Genomic DNA, 17110 nt, shown 5'->3' with positions numbered 1-17110 from the left:
CACGTCGGGCAAAACACCGGCAGAATGGCATCATCGAGACGAGTTTGGTTGACCCGCGCGGAACAATCCGCCGCGGGTTCTTTCGTCTCGATGTCGCAATCGGACGGCGGCGGCGCATTGCGGCCACGCACTTAGCTTGAAACGCGTTCAGGGAGCGCCGATCGGCGCGCCGTCGTCCGAACCCATTGCTGGCCGTGCACGCGCGAACGTGCCGGCCCGCGGCGCCGGGCGAATAGCCCGCGCCGCTGCGGTCTCCGGGTTCAACGGAGATAGGGTTCGCGCCCGAAACGATCGCGCCTCGCCGCGCGATCTGCCGCGCATTTCTTTTATAGGGAGAGACGATGACCGCCTATCTGATATCGCTGGCCCTCGCGGGCCTCGTTGCCATCGTGCTGTGGGAGACGTTCGCGTGAGCGAGGACATCATCGAAGGTGAGCTCGAGCCTGCGCCGGTCCGCTTGCCCGCGCGCGGGAAGACGTCGCGGGCGCGTAATCTGACCGAAATACGCTCGCTCGCGCGCAGCCACACCCGAACCGCCATCCGGGTGCTCGTCGGCATCATGCGCAGCGAGGATGCAACGCCCGCGGCGCGCGTCTCGGCGGCCAACGCCATCCTCGATCGCGGCTGGGGTAAGGCCGCACAGCCGGTCGAAAACGGCCAGGACGGCGTGCTGGAATTGATTCACCGGATCGAGCGCATCATCGTGCATCCGGGAAGCTCGAACAGCGGCGACGCCGTCGCGACGCTCGAGACGGCGGAGCTCCCGATCTGCAATGGCGCCTCGATCGAGCGTTGACCCGTCGGGCAAAACACTGGCAGAATGACATCATCGACAGAACTTGGTGTTGCCCGCGCGGATGCAATCCGGCGCGGGTTTTTCGTTTGATGCCTTCGGCTAGTTCCTGGTCTGCTTATCGGTCGGATGCCGCCCGCCATAGGCGCGCTGCACCTGGTCGCTGCAATAGGAGAGCTTTCGGCCGTCGCCGGTGAAGCGCCGTTGTCGATGATCCAAAGGATGACGGTCTTGTCGTCGATCTTCTTGAACATCAGGTTCTCGCGGTCCGGAGTGGTGTCCACGTTTTGTACGCTGACGGCGTCTTTGTCCGAAGCCGGCTGCAATGTGCAATCGGCGCCCACTCTGACGGTGTCGGGAAGCTGAACCCGCGTCTTTTCGATCTTGCAAATGTTCGAGGCCGTGGTGATCGACTTTCCGGAGAACGTAACGACGGTGTCGTTGAACTTCGCGCAGCGCTTCTCAAAGTCGGGGCCGGCCGCTGCGTAGACGCCGTTCCGCGGGTGAGCGCCTTTCAAAGCTTGCTCCAGTTCGGTTTGCCGGTTTGCTTCCACCTTGGCTCTCAGTGTGGCCTCGGCGATCGCGCGCTGTGTCGTCAGAGGGCAGTAGGCCGCACGCCAGGGCGGATCCTTGAGCTTCCCATTCAGGCTCTTCTGAACGGAGATCGTCGCATCGTCGATCCGCTTGACGAACATGACTTCGTTGAATTGCCTGTTCTCCCAATTGGGATCGCGTGGGTTGAGGTTCTGCGCCAGATTGTAGTCATCACAGACCATTTGAACCTTCAGCGAGCCCGGGCCAAGATCGATGATCTTCTTGAAGTCGCAGCCCCATTCGTAACCGCTAACAGACTTTTCGCCGATTCTGATGTCATTGCCTTCATCGCAGGACGACTCGAAATTCTTGCCGGGTTCGGCATAGGCGCCGGCCTTCGGACGCCATTTGTCGAATCTCGGAGCGGGCCGCTCTTGTGCGATCGCGTCGGACGCGAATGTGGTTAGCATCAACGCTAGCATCGCATGATTCAGAATTCCGAGGGTCGGTAACGTTCTCACACGAGTCTCCCCTGTCGGCCGGATCGCGCAATCACCTCGCGCGAGCAACGTAGTTAGTCAATCATCAATGGTTGAGCAAGTTGGCCGAGATCGCATCATCCTGGCTGCGGGCGGGGCGTGCTGGCCTATCTCATTCGAATGGAGTTGAACATGTCCTGGGAAGATATGATGCGCAGGATCTTGCAGCCCGCAGTGCACGAAGACTGGTCCGCGATGTGGCGCAGGCGCACCGGCCTGCCCTAGGGCGAGTGAGCGCAGCCATTGTCCATCCTGAAAATTCCGACGGCGAAGATCTTCGAGCCGCTGCTCAAACCTGCCCGCTATAAGGGCGTTTACGGCGGACGCGGCTCGGGAAAGTCGCATTTCTTCGGCGAGCTCCTGGTCGAGACCTGCCAGGCCGAGCGCGGCACGCTCGCAGTCTGCATCCGCGAGGCGCAGCGCACGCTGGCGCAATCGTCGAAGCGTCTGATCGAGGCCAAGATCGCAAGCCTTCGTCTCGGCCACGGCTTCAAGTTGTTCAGCGACAAGATCGAGACGCCCGGGGACGGGCTCATCATCTTCCGCGGGCTTCAGGATCACACGGCCGACTCCATCAAATCGCTGGAGGGGTTTCGCATCGCCTGGATCGACGAGGCACAATCCTTGAGCGCGCGCAGCCTCGCGCTGCTGCGGCCAACGATCCGCACCAAGGATTCCGAGCTCTGGGCGAGCTGGAATCCGCGTCGCAAGAGTGATGCGATCGACGATTTTTTGCGGGGGCGGCAGCCGGACGGCGTCGTGGTGGTGAAGGCGAACTGGCGCGACAATCCCTGGTTTCCGGATGTGCTCGAGGAGGAGCGGGTGCTCGACCAGAAGCTCTATCCGGAGCGTTACGACCACATCTGGGAGGGAGACTATGCGCGCGCCTTCGAGGGCGCCTACTTTGCCTCGCTGCTCTCGGAGGCGCGTGCGCAGGGGCGGATCGGGAAAGTTGCCGCGGACCCGCTGCTGCCGCTGCGTGCCTTCATCGACATTGGCGGCGCCGGCGCCGCGGCGGATACCTTCACGATCTGGATCGTGCAGTGGGTCGGCAGCGAGATACGCATTCTCGACTACTACGAGAGCGTCGGCCAGGTGCTGGCGTTTCACGTCAACTGGCTGCGTTCGCGCGGCTATGATCACGCGATCCTTTACCTGCCGCACGACGGCGTCGCCACGAACAACATCACCGGCAAGCGCTATGAAGATCACCTGCGCGAAGCCGGCTTCACGGTCGAGCCGCCGGTGAAGAACCAGGGACCTGGCGCGGCCATGATGCGGATCGAAGCGCTGCGGCGGCTCGGCCCGCAGCTCTGGTTCAATGCAGAGACGACCGAGCCCGGCCGCGAGGCGCTCGGCTTCTATCACGAGCGCAAGGACGAGCCGCGCAACATCGGTCTCGGCCCCGAGCACGACTGGTCGAGCCACGCCGCGGATGCGTTGGGGTTGATGGCGATCTGTTACGAGCAGCCGGGCAGGGTGGCCGCTTTCAATCGGCCGATCCGGTATGCCGAGCAAGGCTGGGTGTAAGACAGGGTGCACCCGGTAGAACCTGCGGTTGACACGTGTGTTCTATTGAATGTGACTTCAACCGCTGCGTGAGTTGCTGAAACGCAGCTCCCGTCCTCGATGGGTTAGCCGGGGCACAATTTTTCTGACGCCGGTCGGTCCGCTCTGATCGCTACTTCTTCTCGACGCGCCCGAAAATTCTGAGGAACGCGAGGCCCGAGAGCCCCGCCACGTAAGCGAGGAGGACAAGTCCGGGCCCCTCGGGTCCAAGAATGAGATACCAAAGGAATCCGAAGATGCCGAGTATGAGGGAGTGTAGGAGGGCGGTCTTCAGGCAACCCGCGCTTTCTCGCCCTGAAGGAGCCGGCATCTTCAATCTCGCTGTTGTCTTCTTTGAAGTTGTAGCATGGGTGGAATGGAATGGCTGTCGGGAATTTGCTGGCTCGCCTGATCACAATGTTCGGAAAAGGGGAGCTGGCGAAAACGCTTGCGCAATATGACCCGCCCTCGCGGCGATATTCTCCATGACGGTCTCGTTGGAGCAGAAGACCTGGGGCGGAATTCTCGGCACTGCGGCGGGAATAACCGGTGGAGAGGCTCTTGGCGGTCCCTACGGAGCAACTGCTGGCGTACTTGCGCTGGCGCCAGCAGGGGCTCTCGCGGGAGGATGGGCCGCGCACGGTGCCTATCTTCAAGGTTTGCTCATCAACGACATTCACCCCGAGAACTGGACCGTTGACGCGGCGGGCGCGATCATCCCGGCAATGCCAGGGATGGCGAACGATCCGCCGCGACAGATGCGAGCCGTTCGAGCGCCTTCGATAGCGGAGCGCCTCCGCTTCAGTATTCTCCTGTTCCGAATGCAAGAACGTTCGGCATGCCCGTGCCGAGCTCTGACGTGCTCGGCACGGATCCATCGAAACCGGTTTCGCGGGGCAGCCGCGCCCTGGGACCTTGCCGACCACTTCGGCCATCGGAGCGGCCTCGTTGGGGTATTGGGGCCGGCGAGCGCAAGCTATGCGTCCTTCCAGCGTGGATACGACACGCCGTCGCTTCCAGTCGCGAGCGCGCCGTCTCCGAACGCACCCGAAGAGATCATCGTCGAGGCGCCCGCGGTCCGCGCAGCCACATCCGCCGATTGACGCGGCGCGATGTGTCTGACGAGACGGATGTGTTTACCTCAGGCGCCTCGCCCGTCCCATACCTGCCACGCTGGTGAAGTGTTGCGCCTCGCATGTTGCAGTGAATGAGTTCTGACCAAAAGAGTGTTTCATGGCAAAGATGTCGATCTCCGAAGTGAAGGCGATGCTCGCCTCCGAGAAAGCCAACGCGCTCGCCGCCATGCCAGCGGCGCGGCTCGCGGAGGAGCGAGCCGATGCGATGGACTATTATCTCGGCGACATGCGCAAGGACATGCCGGCGCAGGATGGCCGCTCGCGTGCAGTGTCGACCGACGTCGCCGACACGATCGAAGGCCTGATGCCGCAGCTGATGGACATCTTCGCCGGATCTGACGAGGTCGTGCGTTTCGAGCCGGTCGGTCCGGAGGATGTCGCCGCCGCGCAGCAGGAGACGGACTACGTCAATCACGTCTTCATGCAGCAGAACGGCGGCTTCATGGTGCTGTACTCCTTCATCAAGGACGCGCTGCTGTCGAAGGCCGGCATCGTCAAGGTCTGGTGGGAGGAGCGGGAGGAGGAGAGCCGCGAGACCTATTACGATCTCAGCGACGACCAGTTCGCGCTGCTCGCCCAGGACGTCGCGGAATCGAACGGCGCAATGAAGATCGTCGCGCATACGGTGCATGGCGCGACTGATCAGCGAGATACGTCGCAGGCGACGGCTTAGGGTTCACGGTCGCGGCGAGCCTCGAGGTTATCGACCCAGGTGCCATTGTCTGCCAGTTCGCGCGATTGCCGCGGGTCAGTCGACGAGGCCGGAATCAGCTTCTGGAAAATGTACAGGATCTGAAACATGGCTGAAGGGCAATATCCTATCGCCAAAGTCGAGCTTCCCCTTCTTGGTGGGATCGCCGGCCACAATGGCTTGATCCGGGACTACATTCGTTACGGCACGTACTAGATCGGTCAGCCTACTTGCCGGCAAACGAAAGTGCACGCATGTTTCCTGCGCAAAGCTTGGTTCACCGGAAAGAACATCATGGTCGCTCTCTTCACAGTTTTGACGGGGTTCGCCGTCATCTGGTCGGTCGTTGTACATGCGGGTCTTCAATGCCGCACGCGAGCATCTTCCGCCGCAGTTTCAGGACTACGAGAGCGCGCGTTATGCACTCGATGTGTGGGCGTTGCAGCACCCGATGCCACTGACCGTGCAGGCAGACTATGTCCGACTTGTCAGGGGAGCTCCCTTCATGGTGCTCGCCGGCGCATTGGCCTGCCTTTCATCTGGTCGGGCGGATCTGATGGTCTTCGGCGTGTTGTTCTTGGCGGGCTTTGTTTACAGCGTATTTTACGAGGATCGACGAGCAGAACTGCAAAAGGGCCGAAGCCCAGAGTGATGAGGAGAATCAATGAGCGACAAAGTGGGCGCGCAGGCAGCGTCGACATCCTGCGCCTGGCGCCACGCTGTTGAGCACCACGCGAAGGTCGTTGAGATAAAGCCCCGCGATGAAAAGAAGACCGCAAACCCAGATCGCAGCGAGGATGGTCAAAAGCCGCGCTCAGCATCGCCAAAACTTCCACTGCGGTCAACTTAGGAGATTGTGATGGCGAAAAGCCACAACCCCGATCGATGGCCGGATGGCCTGTCGTTCGCAGCGCGGTTTCCGCTCTTGCCGATCGGCAGGGTTGCGGAACATATTACTGGAATCCCGGCTCCACGACAGCGCCGCGATGGACCGTGAACCGGAGTCTGGGTGCGCCCGGAGCGGGATTGGAGACTGTTTTCCTTGCACCTGGAATGACCACCCGCGATACGCTCGGATTCGGCGTCAGCGGGAATGCTTCGACGCTCATCCCGTCGGTCAGCTTGAATGCCACGTTTCCCGATCGGGGTGGTCTTCTTCCGCCGCTTGCAGCACCCAAGACGCCATGCGCGACGGGAGCCACTAGCCTGACTCGCTACGTTTAGGCGCCGCTTGCAACGCGCGCCGCTTTCGTTCAGCAATCCCGGATCAATCGCGGACTTCCCTTTCCGAGGTTCGTGTTGGGCGCTCCGCTTTCTCGGAGTCCAACGGAGTGGCAGGCCTTTTCTTATGACACAAGAATGGCTCTGCGCGCGCGTAGGGCTGGACTGACGTGATTGGACAGTCGACCGCTGATGGTCCGAACCATGAGTCACCTTGACAATGTTTTCGTTTTGTTCCATTCCTATTCTGGGTCGTCTGTATGAAGGCATGCGATCTAGACGTGATCAGTTCCGCTGTTTATGCCATTGCCGCGCGTCGCTTACGCGGCGAGGAGTTTGTCACACAATGCGCGTGATTGACCTCGGATATCGCAGGTGATGAAGCGGTGCGCTCGCGTTTGCCTCGCCGTGGTGGCGATGGGGGTATCCAACCCTGTCTTCGGCGCTCAACAATCCATCCGATGGGTGGACGGCGCCTTCTGCGAGTTCGAGACCAGATTCGATCCGGCCAAGGATGACGAAGAGAGTCTGCAGAACACCATCAACGTGATCTTCGACGACAAGTTCTATTCTTACATTTCCGCCTTCACACCACCCGACGCGCCAGGCGGCGTGCGTCGAATGACGACGGCCGAACTCGAGCGGACGTGCAAGCTCGCAAAGGACAGGGCCGCCAGTCTTCCGGTCATCGCGCTTCCCGGGATCGAACAGTTCAGAAGATTGAAGATTGAGGAACTGGAGGATCATTGCTGGTTCTCCACGATCCGGAATCGCGCGGAAGCTGGTGAAACGGCCGCACTTCGGGAGTACACGCCGTCGGCAGCCGCCTGTTCGGCATATATCGATGCGCTCGAGGGGAAAACGGATATTCGAGCTTTCTGGCGTAGAATGACCGACACTAAATGCCGTGCTTCCACGGATCCTGAGAGATGCAGGATTGATGCTCAAAAAGGGCACAGCGATGCGGATGCTGACGAACAGAGAAAATCCGACGTGCTTGGATTAGGATGGAACAACTGCTCGACCAGTTATCTGAAGAAGAACATGTGGGCCAAGCAATCCGAATTGATGCGAAAGGCCCTTGAGGCAAATTTCCGTCGGCGCTTCAAGGTCAAGGCGTTTCCCTGCGCCGACTAGCTGATCCCGGTCGCAGGTGACCGGGCTTCTGAAAGCTCGATAGAATTCTGATTGCCGATCGGGTGCGGGCGGCGTCTGCAGCCGATGTCGGCGCATGTCGTGATGGAGAATGCTGCGTGCCTCTTGATCCCGTAATTCAGAGCCTCATAGACATGATCGAGCCACCGGAAGACGGCCATCGAGCCGTCGGAACAAGCGACTTCGGTGCTGACAGGGATGTCGGCACGACGCCGCATGTGGGCGTCGACATGAACCGTGGGCGTGGCGTGCTGCCGCACGGCAGCGTCGCGTCTCCTGTTTATGGCAAGGTTACGGAAGTTCATCCAGCTCTTGGCCGTATCGTCATCGAAGAGTGGGATCCGATCCGCAAGCAGCCCACGGGCTACCATGTCGAGATACTCCACACGCAGACGCAGAGTGTAAAGCCGGATGACAAAGTCAAGCCAAGGGACCAGATCGGCACGCAAGGCGACGTCGGAGCCCGTGGTGCCTTCCATGCGCATATCCAGGTTCTTCACGGGGCCGACAGAACACCGATCAACCCGCTGAGGCACCTGTTCGAGTACCACAATCCCGGCGAACCCGTGCCGCCGCTGCGTCAATTCCAGCCGGAGCGGTTGCCTCCGCGACTTCGAAATGCTCCGACCTCGCGGCCGGCCAACCAGGGGAGGCCAACGTCCGATCGCGCATCGGGCGTCTTGCCCCAACGCGCGACACCGTCACAGCTTTCGCCGAGCACAGCAATTCCGGGTGCAGAAGGACCTACGTCGATTGGTGGCCCCGCGGGCCCGAGGCCGTTGTCGCCCGCTGCGCGCCCGCAATCGGCGGCGCCGCGTAGCGTTGCGCCGCCTGCCGATCCGGGATTGCCGCCGCTGCATTTCAAACCCGAGGCGCCGCGGAATTCTGGTCCGTTCACAGTGCCCGGACCATTCCGATCCGATGCCTCGGACCGACAAGATATCTCGCCGCCTTCTTCGGGCCCCAGAGCGCAGGTCTTGCCGGCCCATCCAGGTTCATCATTGCTCCGGCAGCCGGCATTTCCGTTCGAAGCGCTATTTGCTTCCGACCGCGGTCGAGCGTTGGACCAATGGGCGTCGTCCTCGATTGCCAGATATGCGGTGCCGCCGTCAGAACCTTCAGCTGGACCGATCACCCCAGCAGGCCGACCCAATCCCGATCAGGCGTCAGCGGGTGGAATACTCGGCATGATCCAGGAATACATGCGCAACAACGGCTACTAGCCGCTGCTGCCCCTCTGCCGCCAATCCACGCGGCAAAACCTGAGAGTTCAACCAGACATGCCCGTTCCCTTGCTAGCCCCGGCGCTCTCGGCGCCGATGGGGTCTCTCGTCACGCACGACGTCACCATCGTCACCACGCGCAGGCTTGCGCAGGCGCGGGTGATGGGGGTGCCGCCGGAAGAATTCGGCATCGAGCGCGGTGCGCGCAGCATCCGTGACTGCAACTATTGCTTCCACGAGGTCGTCACCAAGACCGAGGCGCAGCTGATCGCGGAGGGGTTTGACGCCGCCCAGATCAGGGCCTTGCAGCCGCATACCGGAACGACCGAGATCGAGACCCTGGCGCGCGACACCGTCGAGGAGCACCTGTCCGCGACCGCCGGCGGCGGCAGCGCCAATTCGGCGGCGCGGCTGGTGCGCATCACCGAGCATTACGTCCGGATGGACTATGAGGGCTCGGGCCGGCCCTGCCTCTACCAGGTCATCACCGGCGGCGACCAGGCCGAGATCCTGCGCAAGGACGGCAAGGACTGCATCACGCCGTTCGACGAGATGCCGTTTGCGGCGACCACGCCCGTGCCGGTGACCCATCGCTTCTTCGGCCGCTCGATCGCCGACCTCGTCATGCCGTTGCAGCGCGAGAAGACGGCGCTGAAGCGCGGCGCGCTCGACAATCTCTACCTGCACAACAATCCGCGCGTCGAGGTCGCCGAGCAGAATGCCGGGCCGAATACGCTGGACGATCTCCTGGTGTCGCGGCCGGGCGGGGTGGTTCGGACCAAGACGGCGGGCGGGCTGAACTGGCAGGTGGTGCCAGATATCACCACGTCGATCTATCCGATGCTGCAATACATCGACGCCGAGCTCGAGATCCGCACCGGGCTGGCTAAGCAGACGCAAGGCATCGACGCCAACGCGTTACAGAACCAGTCGGCGACCGCGGTCGCGCAGGTGTTCTCGGCCTCGCAGATGCGCATCAAGTTGATCGCCCGTATCATGGCCGAAGGCGTTCGCGACATCTTCGCGCTGCTGCACGGCACGATCCGCAAGCATGGTCAGCGTCAGGAGACGGTGCGGCTGCGCAATGCCTGGGTCGAGGTCAATCCGCGCAACTGGAAAACGCGGGAGGACATGACCATCAATGTCGGCCTCGGCGCCGGCGGCAAGGCGCAGCAATTCGCCCAGACCATGGCGATCGCCAACGTCCAGAAGGAGCTGCTCGCCGGCGGCAAGCTCAATCTGGTCGGCGACCTTCAGCTCTACAACACCGCGGCCGAGCTGACCCGGATCATGGGGCACCGAAATCCCGATCAGTTCTTCAACGATCCTACGGCCGTCAATCCACAGACCGGGCAGCTGTTGCATCCGCCGCCGGCACCGCCGCAGCCGCCGCCCGATCCGAAGCTGCTCGCGCTCCAGGCGCGCGTTCAGGCGGACCAGCTTGCCGCCGCGCACCGGGTGCAGATCGAACGTGAGAAGGCGCAGGCCGACGCGATCCATCTCCAGGTCAAGACGCAAGGAGAGATCGAGCTCGCCAAGATCAAGGCCGCGCTCGAGGCCAAGATGACGGTGCTGGAGACGCATCTGAAGGCGGCGATCGAAACTGGGAAGATGCAGCGGTCATATCCGCCGGGTGCGCGCAAGGCGAGAGACGGCCACCACTACGTGCCGGACCCGAACCGCCCCGGAAAGCATCTGCTGGTGGTTCATCATGGCTGATTATTCTCTGGTGCCGGTCGAGCATCAGCCGGACTTGGAAAACGTCTCTCTCGTTCCGGTCGAGCATGATCCGTTCAGTGATAGTGGCCTGCCCCAGCAGGCGCCTACGCAGCTGGCGCAGATGCCGATTCAATCTCCGCAGGGCCAGCCGCAGGTTCTACAGGCACAGTTTCCGTCGCCACAGGCACAACCGGCGTGGCCAGAGCCGCCAACGCAGCCGCAACAACCGGCAACGGGAGCCGATCAACCCGCCGTGAATGGGCAGGTGCCTGGTGATGGCTATCGCGGTGCGTTTGGCGACGTTGGACGTGATTCAAACAATCCGCCATCGGATCAGGGAGCGGTCGAGCCAGCTCCTTTTGGCGGCTACGCCAATCCGACACTGGCGGAGTCGCTCGTGAATCAGGCCAAGATGAACGAACAGAAGAAGATAATCGAAGCCGACCCCCGCGCAGGTCGGTACTTGGATGGAGGAGAGCTCTACGGTTTTGCGACCACAAAACTCCCGATCTCCGAATTTCCGATCGACGGGGGACGGGATGGCAGTTCACAACAGACGGGCCGTTCTACGCATTTGACGGGAAGCGCCGTGCGGTCATCGATGCCAGCCCAGAGCGGCCGGTGACGGTCAAAATCCCCGAGAACGGGAAGTTCTCGATAACTCGTCCTTGATGGATGCGATATTGCAACCACCTTATAACCAGCTCTCTCTCCACAAAGTGTGAGGCAAACCGATGTTGCGGGCAGCTCGGATTATTTCGGTACTGACAGCGATGGTGCTCGCCCCAGTCGCTCTGGCACAAAAATCAAGCGGGTATATGAACCTGGATGACTTGAGCAGCGATTACGGCGCGCAGCTCGCCGTCTTCCGCATCATGATTTCGAAAACGGACGCGATCTGTCCGGAGCAAATGGGACTATTGCGAATTGCGCCGAGTGGTCGCGTGACGGACATCGAGGCCATTCTCTGGCAATTGCCCGAGTTGCGGAGTAGCGACGGCAAGATCGTCAAAGGCGCGGACCTATCGCCCGTTCCCGCCCCCGATGACTTTACTTACCGACGGCGTTTCGCGATGGAAGCCTGCCGTATCGATCTTGATATCACCGAGCAACAGAAACGGGATGGCGAATGGGTACCGTTGTTGTCGCTACTACGGCCCAATGCTCCGGAACGGCGGAGTGCCACCCCGAGCCGTGCAACCGACGAGCCTCCGGCCGCGTCGTCAGCCCGGCTCGAAGCATTCGATCGGCATATGCGCGCACGGGCGCATGCGGGAAATTTACTGCAGGGATGGACCGCGACTTCCAAGGGCACCGTGGGATTTGAGGGGGCGAAAGACTGCTTCGAGGCAGTTGCAACCTACCGGATCGATCAACTCGGCTTGACGCTGTTGTTTCCCGCCGGTCTGGAAGGCGAACTTAACCGGTTCTTTATCGAACGCGTCGACGCGGATGCCGACCACAGCACGCTTTTTCTCTCGCGCGGTTCCTGCCGCGTCGGGTTTACGCTCAGCGCGTCGATTTTGCGCGATGGCGTCTGGACTCCGCTTCCGATCGCGCCGCCAAGGCCGGAGCCGAGCCCGGATACCGGACCTGCCTTTGGTGGCTACGCCAACCCGACGCCGGCTGAGTCTCTGGCCAATCGGGCTCAGATGGAAGAACTGATGAGAAGTAGGAAATAGCAATCCAAGACACGCGTACGGCCGTATCGTCTCCCGATCATGTTTGGCCAGCGCGAGCGTGAGAGGAGGGCGGGTGATGGTTGTTTTTGAATGGACTGCTTCACCGCTTCCGAACCGGATATCATGCACATGGAGAGCTTGCCAGGCGCAGGTCGACGCCGCGCTCGCCGCGCATCAGGCGCAGCTCCAGCAACGAAAGCTGCGGCGCTCCATTTCACCACATCCGCCGTACAACGTGGAGGAAATCAATGTCTGACGAGAGTGCACTGGAGAGGGCGACCGAGCGCGCGGCGCGCGCCGAGGCGCTGCTCGGTGACGAGTTGCTGTGCGAGTCCTTCGACGCGCTCGAGAAGAGCTACATCGCGGCATGGCGTGCCACCACCGTCGACGACGCCGCCGGTCGCGAGAAGCTATTCCTCGCCATCAATATCGTCGGCAAGGTGCGGGATCACCTCGCTGGCGTCGTTGCCAATGGCAAGCTGGCGCGGGCGGAGCTGAAGGAGCTCGCGGAGGCGGCGGAGCGGCGGAAGCGGTTTGGGATCATTTAGCTCTTGCAACCGAGGCGAGAGCCGTCAATAATGTTCTTCGTTTGTTCTTTGACCGGTGATGGGTCATTGTACAGGGGGCCCCACCCAAGGCTTGAGTGATTGCATGCGGTTCTGCTTGATCGATATTGATCTGCGTTCTTCGTTCTTTTTGGCTGCGCTGGGGTTGCTTGTTACGGCCACTGCGTGCCGTTCCCAAGGGGCTTCGCCTGCACCGCCAGCCAAGCCTCCAGCCGTTCCCACGTTCGAGAAATTGCCGCGTGCGCCGCTGCCGAAAGGCGAGTTCATCGCGTGGTGCGGCGAGCGCGAGCGCTATCTGCTCGCGACGGATGGTCAGTATATCGACGCATACGATCGAAGCACCAAGATCTCCGCCCCATCTCCTACCGGATCCAGATTGGTCCAATGCGGAGCGGATGGTCAGTACATCGTTTTTCCTGAGGAAAGTGCCGGGCGTGTGAGGAAGTTCGACCTCGAGACCGGCAAGAGCGCGATCTTGGCGACATTCGACAACCGGTCACGTCCCATCGGCATTACATTCTCATTCTCTCCGGACATGAAGACCATAGTTTCGGACAAGCCGCTGCAATTAACGGCAGAACCTGGAGAGTTGCGCACCATCAGCCTCCCCGCGAGGGTCTTCAAAATCGTTTGGTCGCCCGACGGCTCGAAGTTCTTCGTGGTCCACTCCGATGCAGTCGATGTCATGGACGCGCAGGGCAAGAGAATAGGAGGAGGCAAGATTCGAAGAGATTCGGCCGTCACCGCAGGGTGGTTCGACGCTGAACAGACGTCACTGTTTCTGTTTCTCTTCTCGGACGAAATTCAGGGCATCGGCTCTTTTGTGAGATGCCGCATCGCGGATTGGCGATGTGTGCAACTAAAGGAGCGGGTTGAGCAGGCCGCAGGCGGTGGTAAGGGCTTGATGGGGATCGTCGGTCCGATCGATCGACCCAAGTTGCCCGACGATGATTCAAGCGTGCCCTATGCGCGCTACGCGGCGGAGCTTCGGGACAATTCATTTCGTCTGCTGTTCCGGCAGGAGTTTACTCTGGCTGCCGGTCAAACCAACCCTCGGCTTTATGTGTCCCCATCGGGTGCAACGGCGGTGTTATCGTGGCGGCTGACGGAAACCGCGAAATGTCCGGATCCGGCCAACGACAAGTGCCAGCCCGGATGGATACTGGATATCGGAAAGGCCATTAAATGAGTGATCCTTACAATCCGGGGTCGCCGTTTCGCCCGACCTCGGCCTATGGCACGCGAAAAGATCCGATCACCCGCGAACTCGGAAAATTCCACTCGGGCCAGGATTTCGCGGCCCCCGCCGGCACTCCGATTCCGGCAGCGGCGGCTGGAGAAGTCGTTTACGCTGGCTTCAACGACAACTTTGGCAACACCGTCATCGTGAGGAATGAAGCGGGCTACAGCCTCTATGCTCATATGCAGGAAGGCAGCCCGATGCCGAAGCCCGGCCAGCGCGTCTGGCCCGGCGATATCATCGGCAACGTCGGAAGCACTGGTGCCCGCAGCACCGGGCCTCATTTGCATTACTCGGTCATTAAAAATGAAAATGCGACCCCGGCCTTCGGACCACCCTATCGAAATGGAGGAGCTCTTGGCGTTGCCGTAAACCGCAACACCACGATTGACCCTGCCAGATTTGACACCAGTGTCCCTCATCTGGTTCAGGCGGCGGCCGCAGCCGGGGGGCCGGTTACTTTGGCTCCCCTGCGCGGAGTGGGTTTTCCAAGTCGCGACGGTGTTGTTGCCGATCGCTACGGCGCCTGGAATTCTCCGTCGGGTGACCCTGCCGCCGCTCAATCGGCAATGGCACCGCGGCCCGGTGGATTGCCGGGAATGATCGCCGACTATCTGCGCCAGAGCCAGGGAACGGCAGGCACCTCCGCAACCGATAGCTTGCCCGCCGTGCCCGCAGTGCCATTCGTGACGGAAGAAGATCCATTGTCCGAAGGGCGGCCCGCCAGTTTCAAGGATCGCTTCGGCGATTGGTCTGCCATTCGCCAATTGTCATCGCACTGGGAGTCAAGATGACTATCGGCGCCGATGCATTGGCGCGCCTGCGCGCGAGGCTGGTCGGAAACCAGGCGGCGACCAGCACGCCCGTACGAAACTTCACGCGCGTCGGCGTGATCGGCATCTTTCGTTCGCTCAAAGGAATGCTCTCGTTCTGCGCTTTCACTCTCCTCCTCTTCGGTCAGTCAGGCGCGCAAGAGAACCTGCTCGACAAGGAGGCATTCCATCGGGGGGTTGATTATTGCCGCAGTGTCGTCGTGCGCCCGATCGCGCTCAGCGACGAAGTTTGTTCAGGACCAAGATTGTCTATGAAGCCTATCCCGAAAACCAGGCCGAGGTTGACGAGATGATCACAAGACTGCGCCTGAACATGAAGGTGATCTACGATCCGTAGCCAGACCTATAGAAACTGAGCAGTCCGTCTATTGAAGAGGGCACGTTCGCGTTATCAAAGATGAACCTTTGGAATCATGAAAAGAACGTCGCAAGGGGTGCCAAATGAGTATTGATCAGGTGCATCCCGCGGCCGATCCCTCTAAAGAAATCGGTCGCTCACCATGGTTCGCCTATGCCTTGGCCGGCGTTACCCTGATTGGCTGGTTCGGCGGGCGTTTCCTGATGTTTCTGTTGCCCGATGCGTCTTACTGGCTGCTCCTGATCGGTGCAATTGGTGCGATCATCGCGATGATCTGGCTGATCGCGTGCGCCTTTCTGCCAAAGCCTCGGGCCGCACCTATTCTCCTAGCCACTCTCGTGATCATTCAGGCTGCAAGTATGATGGAGCCGCAGTCTCACGGAGGCGTCACGGGACTTGGATTCCGCATCCACGCCTCGCCGATCGAGCAGTATCTTGCGAAGTGCAAGAAGTTCGATTTCGCGGAGAACGGCGAAATGCGCGTCATAAGGGTCTGCGAGAGCAGTTCTCTTGAGCCGGGATTTCCACCCGGATTGGCGTATTCAACGGTCATACATGATCCCACGGGGAATCTTCTCAAGCCGGAGTCGGAATGGTCGCAAGAATGGAACCGGGCGTTCGACAAGGCTCGAGAGACTGAAGCGGCGATATTGAGGTTTCGGGGCGCTACACGGCCGTTCGGCGATTTTTATCTCGCCAATCTTTCATACTAGAGCGGATCTCCAATGAGATCCGGCTAGCGTTCCGCGAAGGTCGTTGACCATCCTTACATCCTAGAGTGCAAAACCGGTTCGGCCGGCTTTTTTTTCAAGGCGGCCAGCCAAGCTGCGCGATGCGACGCGTATTCGACGCACGTTCTGGCGTCCGTGGCGCGCGAGTGCCCTGGATTCAGATCAGCCGACATGCATCTGCTGAAACGTCAGTGTGCGCCAACCCGACATATTTGAGGAAATGAAATGACAGATCCCACATTCTACGTCGCAGCACAGTAGCGCGGTACCAACAAGATAACTGGGTACGTTCCGTCGACTTTTCTCATGCGCACCGGCAAGTATGTGATTGATCCCGCGGCCGGAGCATCACAGCAATTCCTGTACTCCGATTCGTTGGGGAGCAACAAAACGCCGGGGCCGATCGCAAACCCCAAAAACTACGTGATCGTTCCAAAAGTCCATGATGAGGCTGCGGCGAGACGTGTCGCTGACGCGATCGCGGCGATGCGAGGTCTGGGTACAGTGCCAGCATTGACGCTGCTGACGCATTCATTCATGGCCGATGGGCCAGAAGATCTGCAGCGCCATCAGCGATGGGGAATCCCAGCAAATTCGTTCGTCCCCGCCTATATCAGCTCCGCGTCTGACCATTTCGGATATGTGACTGGGGCGGCGGGGCTACCGCGCGAACTGGCCGAGACTGGTGGAGGGATGCGCAATCTGTTCAACCGGATCATTCATCCACGAGGCAATATTGACACCAGTGGAAAGCTTTCTGAGCAAGATCAACGAAGCCAATATTGCTCAAGGTTATGAAGCTGGCGCTGCGGCAAAGCAACAGCCATCGGCCTTCAACGATTACGGCTATCCCGCCTCAGCTCGAATCACCGGCAAGGGGATTGGGGAAGGCAGTGGCGTCTTGTCGTTCGCGTCTTCGCTGACCGGCATAAATCCGGACGAGCTGGTGCCGCCCGCGTGGCCGCCAAAGACTGATGCGCCGGTGCGCTATCTCAGTTCGTACGTAGTGCGACCATAACGTCACATTCGCCGCAATGCCGCCCCTGCGTTGGCGGGCTCCCGGCAACGAGGTTTCGCCCTGCCGAACCGGAATTGAAAGTTCCGCGCGATCGTTTCAGGCGAGACCGCAACCCTGAAGTTC

Annotated in this window: 19 protein-coding genes; 16 read left to right on the top strand and 3 right to left on the bottom strand. The window is 60.8% G+C overall.

The window, feature by feature from the left end; all coding sequences use genetic code 11:
* Positions 1–409: 409 nt before the first annotated feature.
* Entirely contained in the window at positions 410–796 is a 387-nt protein-coding gene (locus AC24YW_RS25145; RefSeq protein ID WP_487485239.1) for a hypothetical protein, read from the top strand.
* On the opposite strand, the gene AC24YW_RS25140 is transcribed toward AC24YW_RS25145, so the two are convergent.
* On the bottom strand, positions 682–1848 hold the full coding sequence (locus AC24YW_RS25140; RefSeq protein WP_487485238.1) for a hypothetical protein: 1167 nt from the start codon (positions 1846–1848) through the stop codon (positions 682–684). The two genes, AC24YW_RS25145 and AC24YW_RS25140, sit on opposite strands and share 115 nt — an antisense overlap.
* A gap of 261 nt (positions 1849–2109) precedes the next feature.
* On the opposite strand from AC24YW_RS25140, the gene AC24YW_RS25135 reads away from it, so the two are divergent.
* Entirely contained in the window at positions 2110–3396 is a 1287-nt protein-coding gene (locus AC24YW_RS25135) for a PBSX family phage terminase large subunit (RefSeq protein WP_487485237.1), read from the top strand.
* A 1251-nt stretch (positions 3397–4647) separates the two neighbouring features.
* The gene (locus tag AC24YW_RS25130; RefSeq protein ID WP_487485236.1) at positions 4648–5223 is read left to right on the top strand and encodes a portal protein; all 576 of its coding nucleotides are present in this window, start codon (positions 4648–4650) and stop codon (positions 5221–5223) included.
* A 75-nt stretch (positions 5224–5298) separates the two neighbouring features.
* On the opposite strand, the gene AC24YW_RS25125 is transcribed toward AC24YW_RS25130, so the two are convergent.
* A complete protein-coding gene (locus AC24YW_RS25125; protein ID WP_487485235.1) occupies positions 5299–5595 on the bottom strand; it encodes a hypothetical protein in 297 nt (98 codons plus the stop codon).
* Here AC24YW_RS25125 and AC24YW_RS25120 point away from each other — a divergent pair.
* From AC24YW_RS25120 to AC24YW_RS25110, 3 genes are all read left to right on the top strand, one after another.
* Positions 5594–5893, top strand: coding sequence for a hypothetical protein (locus tag AC24YW_RS25120; protein ID WP_487485234.1), 300 nt, complete (start codon positions 5594–5596; stop codon positions 5891–5893). The two genes, AC24YW_RS25125 and AC24YW_RS25120, sit on opposite strands and share 2 nt — an antisense overlap.
* A 12-nt stretch (positions 5894–5905) precedes the next feature.
* Entirely contained in the window at positions 5906–6091 is a 186-nt protein-coding gene (locus AC24YW_RS25115) for a hypothetical protein (protein ID WP_487485233.1), read from the top strand.
* A gap of 746 nt (positions 6092–6837) precedes the next feature.
* Positions 6838–7599 carry a hypothetical protein gene (locus AC24YW_RS25110; RefSeq protein ID WP_487485232.1) on the top strand — a complete coding sequence of 254 codons (762 nt, stop codon included), beginning with the start codon at positions 6838–6840 and terminating at the stop codon, positions 7597–7599.
* Here AC24YW_RS25110 and AC24YW_RS25105 read toward each other — a convergent pair.
* Positions 7596–8096: a hypothetical protein gene (locus AC24YW_RS25105; protein WP_487485231.1), complete on the bottom strand. Its 501-nt coding sequence runs from the start codon at positions 8094–8096 to the stop codon at positions 7596–7598. The two genes, AC24YW_RS25110 and AC24YW_RS25105, sit on opposite strands and share 4 nt — an antisense overlap.
* Positions 8097–8897: 801 nt before the next feature.
* On the opposite strand from AC24YW_RS25105, the gene AC24YW_RS25100 reads away from it, so the two are divergent.
* The 10 genes from AC24YW_RS25100 to AC24YW_RS25055 all read left to right on the top strand — a co-directional run bounded on the left by AC24YW_RS25100 (position 8898) and on the right by AC24YW_RS25055 (position 16767).
* Positions 8898–10559: a portal protein gene (locus AC24YW_RS25100; protein ID WP_487485230.1), complete on the top strand. Its 1662-nt coding sequence runs from the start codon at positions 8898–8900 to the stop codon at positions 10557–10559.
* Entirely contained in the window at positions 10552–11184 is a 633-nt protein-coding gene (locus AC24YW_RS25095) for a hypothetical protein (protein WP_487485229.1), read from the top strand. The genes AC24YW_RS25100 and AC24YW_RS25095 overlap by 8 nt, the downstream gene beginning before the upstream one ends.
* A 109-nt stretch (positions 11185–11293) precedes the next feature.
* Entirely contained in the window at positions 11294–12241 is a 948-nt protein-coding gene (locus AC24YW_RS25090) for a hypothetical protein (RefSeq protein WP_487485228.1), read from the top strand.
* Positions 12242–12317: 76 nt separating this feature from the next.
* Complete coding sequence (locus tag AC24YW_RS25085; RefSeq protein WP_487485227.1) at positions 12318–12497, top strand: hypothetical protein; 180 nt, start codon at positions 12318–12320, stop codon at positions 12495–12497.
* Positions 12490–12789, top strand: coding sequence for a hypothetical protein (locus AC24YW_RS25080; RefSeq protein ID WP_487485226.1), 300 nt, complete (start codon positions 12490–12492; stop codon positions 12787–12789). Before AC24YW_RS25085 ends, AC24YW_RS25080 begins: the two co-directional genes overlap by 8 nt.
* A 115-nt stretch (positions 12790–12904) precedes the next feature.
* Complete coding sequence (locus AC24YW_RS25075) at positions 12905–13996, top strand: YncE family protein (RefSeq protein ID WP_487485225.1); 1092 nt, start codon at positions 12905–12907, stop codon at positions 13994–13996.
* Positions 13993–14841: a M23 family metallopeptidase gene (locus AC24YW_RS25070; RefSeq protein ID WP_487485224.1), complete on the top strand. Its 849-nt coding sequence runs from the start codon at positions 13993–13995 to the stop codon at positions 14839–14841. The genes AC24YW_RS25075 and AC24YW_RS25070 overlap by 4 nt, the downstream gene beginning before the upstream one ends.
* Positions 14838–15173 carry a hypothetical protein gene (locus AC24YW_RS25065; protein WP_487485223.1) on the top strand — a complete coding sequence of 112 codons (336 nt, stop codon included), beginning with the start codon at positions 14838–14840 and terminating at the stop codon, positions 15171–15173. Before AC24YW_RS25070 ends, AC24YW_RS25065 begins: the two co-directional genes overlap by 4 nt.
* 148 nt (positions 15174–15321) lie before the next feature.
* Positions 15322–15951, top strand: a complete 630-nt coding sequence (locus AC24YW_RS25060) for a hypothetical protein (protein ID WP_487485222.1) — start codon at positions 15322–15324, stop codon at positions 15949–15951.
* A 324-nt stretch (positions 15952–16275) separates the two neighbouring features.
* The gene (locus AC24YW_RS25055) at positions 16276–16767 is read left to right on the top strand and encodes a hypothetical protein (RefSeq protein WP_487485221.1); all 492 of its coding nucleotides are present in this window, start codon (positions 16276–16278) and stop codon (positions 16765–16767) included.
* Positions 16768–17110 lie beyond the last annotated feature (343 nt).

This window comes from Bradyrhizobium sp. USDA3516 (assembly GCF_057651995.1).
Note: the sequence above shows the minus strand (reverse complement) of the source record. Positions and strands in the feature narration are given on the sequence as shown.